Raw genomic sequence first — 9,192 nt, 5'->3', positions numbered from 1 at the left:
CGCGCACGGTGACTTCACTGTCAACCGCAGCACGACCTTGCAGTACGTCGACTACAGGCACTACGCTCATAGATTTCTCTCTTATAAGTTTTTCAGAAATAGGCTAACAACCCAAGAATTTGGGGATATTGCTATGTTACTTGCCGCGTTGCAGAGCACAAGTAGAAATCATCAGAATGGAACAACATTTATTGCAGTGGGGTAAAAAAACAGGGGGTATATAAAGGAAGAGAGGGATCGCTGGCGAGAAATGCCCACACGGTTTGTATCACCGGTTGGCTCCTGTAACTGAATGCAGCTCCGTACAGCTCCCTCTCCCAGTGGGAGAGGGTTGGAGAGAGGGAGGGCCTTAACTGGCTTTCTTCACCAGCGGCAGATCGAAGGCTTTACGCAGCGCTTTGACAAATGCGGGGTCTTGGCAGATGGTTTTGCCAGGGCTATCGGACAGTTTGGCCACCGGCTTGCCTTTGCACTCGACCAGCTTGATCACTATATTCAACGGCTTGACGCCGGGGATATTGCAGGTCAGACGCGTGCCGATACCGAACACCAGGTTGATACGCCGATCAAAGTGGCGATACAGCGCCAACGCCTTATCCAGATCCAGATTGTCTGAAAACACCAGCGTCTTGCTCATGGGATCGATACCCAATTGCTGGTAATGGGCAATGGCTTTTTCACCCCATTCGATCGGATCGCCTGAGTCGTGGCGCAACCCTTGATAACGCTGGGCAAACTGCTTACCGAAATCACGCAGGAACGCATCCATGGTGATGCAGTCGGTAAGTGCGATGCCGAGCTGATCGGGATATTCATCCAGCCAGGCCTGCAAGGCGGCACGTTGGCTGTTGGCTAGCACCGGGCTAATCTGTTGATGGGCCTGGAACCATTCATGGGCTTGCGTGCCGACTGGCGCCAAATCTAGCCGATGCGCCAAATCGTAGTTACTGGTGCCCACCAGATAAGGGAATTCGTTTTTCAACGTGCTGACAATGGCCTGCTGCACATCACGAGAGAAGCGGCGACGGCTGCCAAAGTCCATCAGCTTGAAGCGTGAGATATCAATATCCCCGCTCAGTTGCCTGAACTGTGCCAAGTTGTGCCGCAACTGGCTAATCGCCATCTCAGGCGTGGCCTGTGGCGAACGGTGGCGGTGCACAACTTCGCTGATCACCGCCAACAACGGCACTTCCCACATAATCACTTCGCGCCAGGGGCCAGCAATACGGATATGCAATTTGCCGTCGTGATTGCTAATGGTGACCTGCTGCGGATCGTAGCGGAACCCCCGTAACCAGCGCAGGTAATCCTGATGGAAGAAAGGCAGGCTGGAGAGATAGTGGTATTCGGCATCGGTTAGCGCCAACTCGCTCATCATGGCAACCTGTGCGCGGATCTCGTCGGCATATTCGCCCAGCAGCTCGTCGCCACGGCAACGAAACTCCGCCGCAACGGTAATTGCGGGGTAGCGATGGAACACTGCTTGCTGCATATGAAGCTTGTAGGCATCAGTATCGAGCAGTGAAGTCAAAATCGGGGAAGCGTATAGAGTCATATCGCGTTACAGCATCCTCGTCAGGCGCGTGTCCAAATCCGGATAATCATAAAAAGTGGGGGGAGTATACCCGGATTATCCTGTTATTGAAGCCTCATCACACCACAAATGGCGGGAACGGGTCGAGGATTAAACGTGCCTTTATTTTACCAGGGGCGCAACGTCAGAGAGAAAAAGCCAGATAATCCAATAAACTGAATGGCTTAGTCTATTTACTCATAAAAATTATGAGGTTAATTATTTTAAACACAGATTCAGATAAAGCCGGTTGGCGTATAAATACTGACCCGATTGCGTCCGCTCTTCTTACAAAAATAGAGCGCTTCGTCGGCCTGCTTGATGGCCGGATGCAGTCCTGCCAGGTCGCCTACGGCGGCGATACCACAGCTGATGGTAAAGCGCACCCGTTTACCGTTGAGCAATTCCAGGCACATTTGTTGGGTTTGTTCACGTAGCGCTTCCATCATACTGCGGGCATTTTCCAGGGAACAGTGACCGAGCAGTAGGGCAAACTCCTCACCGCCATAGCGGCAAAAGATATCGCTGGAGCGAAAGGTGTTACTTAGCAACTGTGCGAACATCACCAGCACTCGGTCACCGACGTCATGGCCATAGGTGTCGTTGAGACGTTTGAAATTATCGATATCAATCAGACAGAACGCCTGAGGGTAACTACTTTGGGCGAGCATCTCACACTCGAGGAAAAATTTGCGGCGGTTATAAATGTTGGTCAACGGATCGAAGAACGATGAGACTTCCAGCTCTTTGATGAGCTGCTGCTTTTCGTTTTCCAGCGCGATCTTGACCTGATTGTAGTGTTTGAGCTGGGTGATGGCATCACTGATGGCGATCAACTCTTTGCTGTAAAAAGCTTGGTTATCGTCAATGTTCATATCGCCTTGTGATAGGCGCAGAATATTTTTATGCGTCTTGGTCAGCCAACGGCTGATGTTGGAACAGAAGATCATAGAAGGCAGCAGGATGAACAGAGAAATCAACCCACTCAGAGAAATCATGGCGTAGATGGCGGTTTGGCTGTCATACATTTTGGCTTCTGAGGCGGCCATCTCCAGCTCAAAGCTGCGTTCATAGAGCCCTTGGGAAAGTTTATCCATCTCCTCGATATAGCCGGCGATCAGGTTGATGTCATAGACGGTATTGTGGGTAATGGCTTGATATAACCCATCTGAAATGTTGCTGATCCGATGGCTTGAGATGTTACGTAACATCTCATCCACCAGTTCGGTAATCTGCGGGTCGTTATAGGCCAGCTTTAAAAACGCCAATCGGGTACCGAGCGGGGTAAATACCCCGGTCAACTGGATGGCCTTCAGGTAAGCATCCTTGCGTTCCGAACTGCTGAGGTTGACGTCGATAATCTGATCGATCAGTTCGGTCAGCGACATATTCATCCGGTTATTGAGGCGAATAGCCTCCAAAAACAGAAATGAGTCTGCATTGATCATCCGGGTGTCGTAGGTATAGCGGTAGAAGGCTTTGGTGGTCTGGACGATATAATAGGCGCTGTTGATATTGAACAGATTGCTGTTGGTACCGTTGATTTGGGAAACCTGAAGCGAATCGTTATCCAGCAGCCTTTCCATCCAATCAAGCATAGAAAGTATGGCCACCTTTTGCCTAATGCCCAAGCGCAGGGCGAGCTTACCGTCGACATGGGATTTAACAATCGCGATTTTTTCACGCGCCTGTTTATCGACCTGCTGCCATTGGGTCTTGGTGACTGATTGATCGACCAGGCCTAATCTTTTTAACCGGTGTGCCAGCAACGTAGCCTGAAAGGCCTCGGCCACTTCTTTGGTCCTGCTGATTTTATACAGGTTTTCCAGACTTTGTTCATGGCTGGCCTGTGCCTTTATCAGCCCATTGGCAATAAAAATCGCAAAGGACAGCATGATGACAAAGGTGAAGAAATAGATCAGGTATTTTACTTTCATGCCAATCTGTTTCTCCTACTGGCTCTTGGATAATTATATCATTGCAACCGCTGGTTTTCCTCCGCAATTCGGTTGCTAACGGGGACGGAACTGCGCCTGTTTAAGCATAAAATGCTGAGTTTGACGCTAAGTGAAGCGCCAGGGTAGCTGGAGCATAGCAAACAACAGCGAATGTCTGCGTGAGTCGTGTGATTTCTTGGTGCGATTTGCTGCCATTTCTGGGTTTTTTTTATAGCTGTGATACAGTTTATTCACAATCGGGCCATTGAGGTACCGCGTCGTCCTGCACGGCGCTACGCTCCGAGCCCGGAACCTGTAACTCACTGAGACGTCAAAGGGTTTTTATGACACAACAGCCACAGGCGAAGTATCGCCACGATTATCGCGCCCCAGATTATACCATCACCGATATCGACCTGGATTTTGAACTGGATGCAGACACCACGCGCGTTACCGCCGTCAGCCAGATCAAACGGCAGGGTGCCGCAGGCGCCCCGTTAACGTTGAATGGCGAAGACCTGACGCTGGTGAGTATTCAAGTGGATGGACAGCCGTGGAGCGCCTATCGCCAGCAGGAAAACCAACTGGTGATTGAGCAGCTACCAGCCCAGTTTACCCTGACGATCGTTAACGACATCCATCCTGCCAAAAATAGCGCGCTGGAAGGGTTATACCTGTCTGGCGAAGCGTTGTGCACTCAATGTGAAGCCGAGGGCTTCCGCCATATTACCTTCTATCTGGATCGCCCAGACGTGCTGGCCCGTTTCACCACCCGCATCGTCGCCGATAAAGCGCGTTATCCATTCCTGCTGTCGAACGGCAACCGGGTGGCTGAAGGTGACCTGGCAGACGGACGTCACTGGGTACAATGGCAGGATCCGTTCCCGAAACCTAGCTATCTGTTTGCGCTGGTGGCGGGTGATTTCGACGTCTTGCGCGATAGCTTCACCACCCGTTCTGGTCGTAAGGTGGCATTAGAGCTGTTTGTCGATCGTGGCAACCTGGATCGTGCCGATTGGGCCATGACCTCGCTGAAAAACTCGATGAAGTGGGACGAAACCCGCTTTGGCCTGGAATACGATCTGGATATCTACATGATCGTCGCCGTGGATTTCTTCAATATGGGGGCGATGGAGAACAAAGGGTTAAATATCTTTAACTCGAAGTATGTGTTGGCCAAGGCCGAAACCGCCACCGACAAGGATTACCTGAATATTGAAGCGGTGATCGGCCACGAATATTTCCATAACTGGACTGGCAACCGCGTGACCTGCCGCGACTGGTTCCAACTTAGCCTGAAAGAAGGGCTGACGGTGTTCCGCGATCAGGAGTTCAGTTCAGACCTGGGTTCCCGCTCGGTCAACCGCATCGATAACGTACGGGTGATGCGTGGTGCACAGTTCGCCGAGGACGCCAGCCCGATGGCGCACGCGATCCGGCCGGATAAAGTGATCGAGATGAACAACTTCTACACCTTGACGGTGTATGAGAAGGGATCCGAAGTGATCCGCATGCTGCACACGCTGCTGGGGGAACAACAGTTCCAGGCGGGGATGCAACTCTATTTCGAACGCCACGACGGCAGTGCGGCTACCTGCGACGATTTTGTGCAGGCAATGGAAGACGCTTCCAACGTCGATCTATCGCTGTTCCGCCGCTGGTACAGCCAGTCTGGCACGCCGTTGTTGACGGTGCGGGATGACTATAGCGCCGAGGATCAGCAATACCGCTTGCACGTTAGCCAGAAAACCGCGCCGACGGCCGATCAGCCAGAAAAACTGCCGTTGCATATCCCGTTGGATATTGAGCTTTATGATAGCGAAGGCAACGTTATTGCCCTGCAGAAAGACGGTTCCCCGGTCAATAACGTGTTGAACGTCACCGCCGCCGAACAGACCTTTGTATTTGATGGCGTCGCGCATAAGCCAGTTCCTTCGCTGTTGCGTGAGTTTTCGGCACCGGTCAAGCTGGATTATCCGTACAGCGATCAGCAACTGACTTTCCTGATGCAGCATGCACGCAATGAGTTTTCTCGTTGGGATGCCGCGCAGAGCCTGCTGGCCATCTACATCAAACTGAACGTCGCCAAATATCAGCAGAAGCAGCCATTGTCGCTGCCGTTGCACGTGGCAGACGCCTTCCGTGCGGTGCTGCTGGATGAGAAGCTGGATCCGGCCCTGGCGGCGCAGATCCTCACGCTGCCATCGGAAAACGAAATTGCCGAGCTGTTCGCCATCATCGATCCGCAAGCGATCTCGGCGGTGCACGAAGCTATCACCCGTTGCCTGGCTAAAGAGTTGGCTGATGAGTGGCTGGCGGTGTATCACGCCAATAAAACCGAGGGTTACCGGGTTGAGCACGGCGATATCGCCAAGCGTTCGCTGCGGAATACCTGCCTGCATTATCTGGCTTTCGGCGATGTAGAGCAGGCCGACAAGCTGGTGGTGCAACAGTTCCAGCAGGCCGATAACATGACCGATTCGTTGGCGGCGCTGGCTGCGGCGATGGGGGCGCAGTTGCCTTGCCGTGATGCACTGATGGCCGAGTTTGATAAGCGCTGGCATCAGGACGGTCTGGTGATGGACAAGTGGTTCATACTCCAGGCCACCAGCCCGGCGGCAGACGTGCTCGGCAAGGTGCGTTCATTGCTGCAACATCGTTCATTCAGCCTGAGTAATCCCAACCGCACTCGCTCGCTGATTGGTGGGTTCGCCTCGGCTAACCCGGCGGCATTCCATGCGGCAGACGGGAGCGGCTATCAGTTCCTGGTGGAGATCCTCAGCGATCTGAACAAGCGTAACCCACAGGTTGCCGCGCGGCTGATTGAACCACTGATCCGCCTGAAGCGTTACGATGCCTCTCGTCAGGCGTTGATGCGTCAGGCGCTGGAGCAGTTGAAGGGGCTGGAAGATCTGTCTGGCGATCTGTTTGAGAAGATCACCAAGGCGTTAGACGCGTAAACGCTAGGGGACGGCACTTGCCGTCCCCTGATTAATTCGCCACCCGGTGGGAAGTCTCAATGGCTAGCGGTGGCGTCAACACTCTTGCCAATACCTCTGCTTCCAACTCCGCCAGCTTTGCCGAACCTTTGCGGCGCGGCCGTGGCAAATCAATGGTCAGATCCAGCCCGATACGCCCCTCTTCGATTAACAGCACCCGATCGGCCAGTGCGATCGCCTCACTAACGTCATGCGTGACCAGTAGTACGGTGAAGCCATGCTGTTGCCAAAGCGTTTCGATCAGTCCCTGCATTTCAATACGGGTTAACGCATCAAGTGCCCCTAAAGGTTCATCCAACAGTAGCAGTCGTGGGCGATGGATCAACGCGCGAGCCAGGGCGACACGCTGTTTCTGCCCGCCAGACAGTGCGGCAGGCCATTCATTGGCACGATCGGCTAACCCGACGGTGGTTAACGCCTGTAATGCAGCATCACGCCAGTTGCCACGCAGGCCAAGCCCCACGTTGTCGATCACCTTTTTCCACGGCAGCAGGCGAGCATCCTGAAACATCAGCCGCGTATCGTCTTTGGCATGGGTGAGCGGGGCATTACCACTCAACAGTGTCCCGCTGTTGGCCGTTTCCAGCCCTGCTAGCAGACGTAATAAGGTGCTTTTACCACAGCCGCTGCGGCCAACCACGGCCACAAACTGGCCCGCGGTGATGCGTAGTTGCAAATTGTCCAACACCGTGCGGTTGCCATAACGTTTGGCGATGGCTTCCAGAGTAATGGGGGTGCCTTGTGGGATGCGAGTCGGTGCCGTCATGATGCTTCTCCTGATTTCAGTTGATAGGCCGGATGCCAGCGTAACCAGACACGTTCGAGCAGCTGTGCGCAGGCATCGGCCAGTTTGCCGAGCAGGGCATACAGAATTATGGCGACCACCACCACGTCAGTCTGCAGGAATTCACGGGCATTCATCGCCAGATAACCGATGCCCGAGTTGGCGGAGATGGTTTCGGCGACGATCAGCGTCAGCCACATAAACCCGAGGGCAAAACGCACACCGACCATGATCGAAGGCAACGCGCCGGGTAACACCACCTGCGTAAACAGGCTAAAGCCGCTCAGGCCGTAGCTGCGCGCCATTTCCAGCAGTCCACGGTCGATATTCTTGATACCGTGGTAGGTGTTCAGATAGATCGGGAATAGCGTACCCAGCGCCACCAGGAAGATTTTGGCGGACTCGTCGATGCCGAACCACAGGATCACCAACGGGATCAGCGCCAGATGCGGCACGTTACGGATCATCTGTACCGAGCTGTCGAGCAGACGCTCTCCCCAGCGGGACAGGCCGGTAATGAACCCCAGCACCAGGCCAATGCTGCCACCGATACTGAAGCCAATCAGCGCACGCCAACTGCTGATGGTCAGGTGTTGCCATAGCTCGCCACTCTTGGTTAAAGCCCAAAAGGCGGCCACCACGGCGCTCGGCGCGGGCAAGATACGGTTAGATAACCAGCCAGCCTCAACCGCGGTCTGCCAGCCAATCACCAATGCTACCGGCAAAGCCCAGGGGGCCAGCCGGTGCAGAATTTGTTGTGCACCGATCGCCATCATTGTTCTCCTCAGCTTTGTGACACTTTTTGTGGGGCATAGATATTGGCGACCACTTCGCCCTGTGGCTTGATCGCACGCAGCTGTGTTGGTTGTTCGCTAGTGGCTAGATCGAGATGTGGGAACAGCAGTTCACCTACGCGATAAGCTTCTTCCAGATGCGGGTAGCCGGAAAGAATGAAGGTATCGATGCCCAGATCGGCATATTCCTGGATGCGTTCCGCGACGGTAGGGCCATCTCCCACCAAGGCAGTGCCTGCGCCACCACGTACTAATCCGACACCAGCCCACAGGTTAGGGCTGATTTCGAGATTATCCTTCTTGCCGCCGTGCAGGGCTGCCATACGCTGTTGACCAACGGAATCGAAACGGGCAAAGGCTTTTTGTGCATCCGCAATGGTTTGATCATCGAGATTGGCAATCAAACGTTCGGCCGCCTGCCAGGCTTCTGCTGTGGTTTCGCGAACGATGACGTGCAGGCGGATACCGAAGCGGACTTTGCGCCCCAGGGCCGCTGCTTTGGCTCGTACTTCCTCAATTTTTTCCTTCACCTGAGCGGGGGGTTCTCCCCAGGTCAGATACAGTTCAACCTGCTCGGCTGCCAGATCCTGTGCCGCCTCTGAAGAACCGCCAAAATACAGCGGTGGGCGAGGTTGCTGCACCGGTGGGAACAACAGTTTGGCTCCTTTCACCTGAATATGCTTACCGGCGAAATCGACAGTTTCACCTTCCAGCACTTTGCGCCATACGTGGGTAAACTCGGCGGAGGCTTCATAGCGTTCGGTGTGGTTAAGGTGTAATCCTTCCGCTGCCAGCTCTTGCGGATCGCCACCGGTCACCAGATTGAACAGGGCGCGGCCATTGGAAAGGCGATCCAAAGTGGCGGCCTGCCTGGCTGCCAACGTCGGGGAGATGATGCCAGGGCGCAGGGCCACCAGGAATTTCAGCCGCTGCGTGACCGGAATTAACGAAGCGGCAACCAGCCAAGAGTCTTCGCAGGAACGCCCCGTTGGGATCAGCACGCCGCCGAAACCGAGCCGGTCAGCGGCCTGGGCGATCTGCTGAAGATAACCGTAATCGACCGCACGTGCCCCTTCTGAACTCCCCAGATAGTGGCCATCTCCGT

At 54.3% G+C, this 9,192-nt stretch carries 7 protein-coding genes; 1 reads left to right on the top strand and 6 read right to left on the bottom strand.

Annotated elements, in window-relative coordinates; genetic code table 11:
- The 3 genes from ACLQ7H_RS26905 to ACLQ7H_RS26895 form a co-directional block, all read right to left on the bottom strand.
- On the bottom strand, positions 1-70 hold a 70-nt coding region (locus ACLQ7H_RS26905), incomplete at its 3' end, for a hypothetical protein (RefSeq protein WP_411755312.1).
- A 279-nt stretch (positions 71-349) separates the two neighbouring features.
- Entirely contained in the window at positions 350-1,555 is a 1,206-nt protein-coding gene (gene pncB, locus ACLQ7H_RS26900; RefSeq protein WP_411755310.1) for a nicotinate phosphoribosyltransferase, read from the bottom strand.
- Positions 1,556-1,809: 254 nt separating this feature from the next.
- Positions 1,810-3,510, bottom strand: a complete 1,701-nt coding sequence (locus tag ACLQ7H_RS26895) for a GGDEF domain-containing protein (RefSeq protein WP_411755309.1) — start codon at positions 3,508-3,510, stop codon at positions 1,810-1,812.
- Positions 3,511-3,854: 344 nt separating this feature from the next.
- On the opposite strand from ACLQ7H_RS26895, the gene pepN reads away from it, so the two are divergent.
- Entirely contained in the window at positions 3,855-6,470 is a 2,616-nt protein-coding gene (pepN, locus tag ACLQ7H_RS26890; protein ID WP_411755308.1) for an aminopeptidase N, read from the top strand.
- Positions 6,471-6,501: 31 nt separating this feature from the next.
- Here pepN and ssuB read toward each other — a convergent pair whose 3' ends face one another.
- The 3 genes from ssuB to ssuD all read right to left on the bottom strand — a co-directional run.
- Positions 6,502-7,275, bottom strand: coding sequence for an aliphatic sulfonates ABC transporter ATP-binding protein (gene ssuB / locus ACLQ7H_RS26885; protein WP_411755307.1), 774 nt, complete (start codon positions 7,273-7,275; stop codon positions 6,502-6,504).
- Complete coding sequence (gene ssuC, locus ACLQ7H_RS26880; protein ID WP_411755311.1) at positions 7,272-8,066, bottom strand: aliphatic sulfonate ABC transporter permease SsuC; 795 nt, start codon at positions 8,064-8,066, stop codon at positions 7,272-7,274. Before ssuC ends, ssuB begins: the two co-directional genes overlap by 4 nt.
- 11 nt (positions 8,067-8,077) lie before the next feature.
- On the bottom strand, positions 8,078-9,192 hold a 1,115-nt coding region (gene ssuD / locus ACLQ7H_RS26875), incomplete at its 5' end, for an FMNH2-dependent alkanesulfonate monooxygenase (RefSeq protein ID WP_411755306.1).

The sequence above is a fragment of the Serratia sp. (in: enterobacteria) genome, from assembly GCF_046715635.1.
In the GTDB taxonomy this organism is placed as follows: Bacteria; Pseudomonadota; Gammaproteobacteria; order Enterobacterales; family Enterobacteriaceae; genus Chania.
This window is presented reverse-complemented; position numbering and strand designations above follow the sequence as displayed.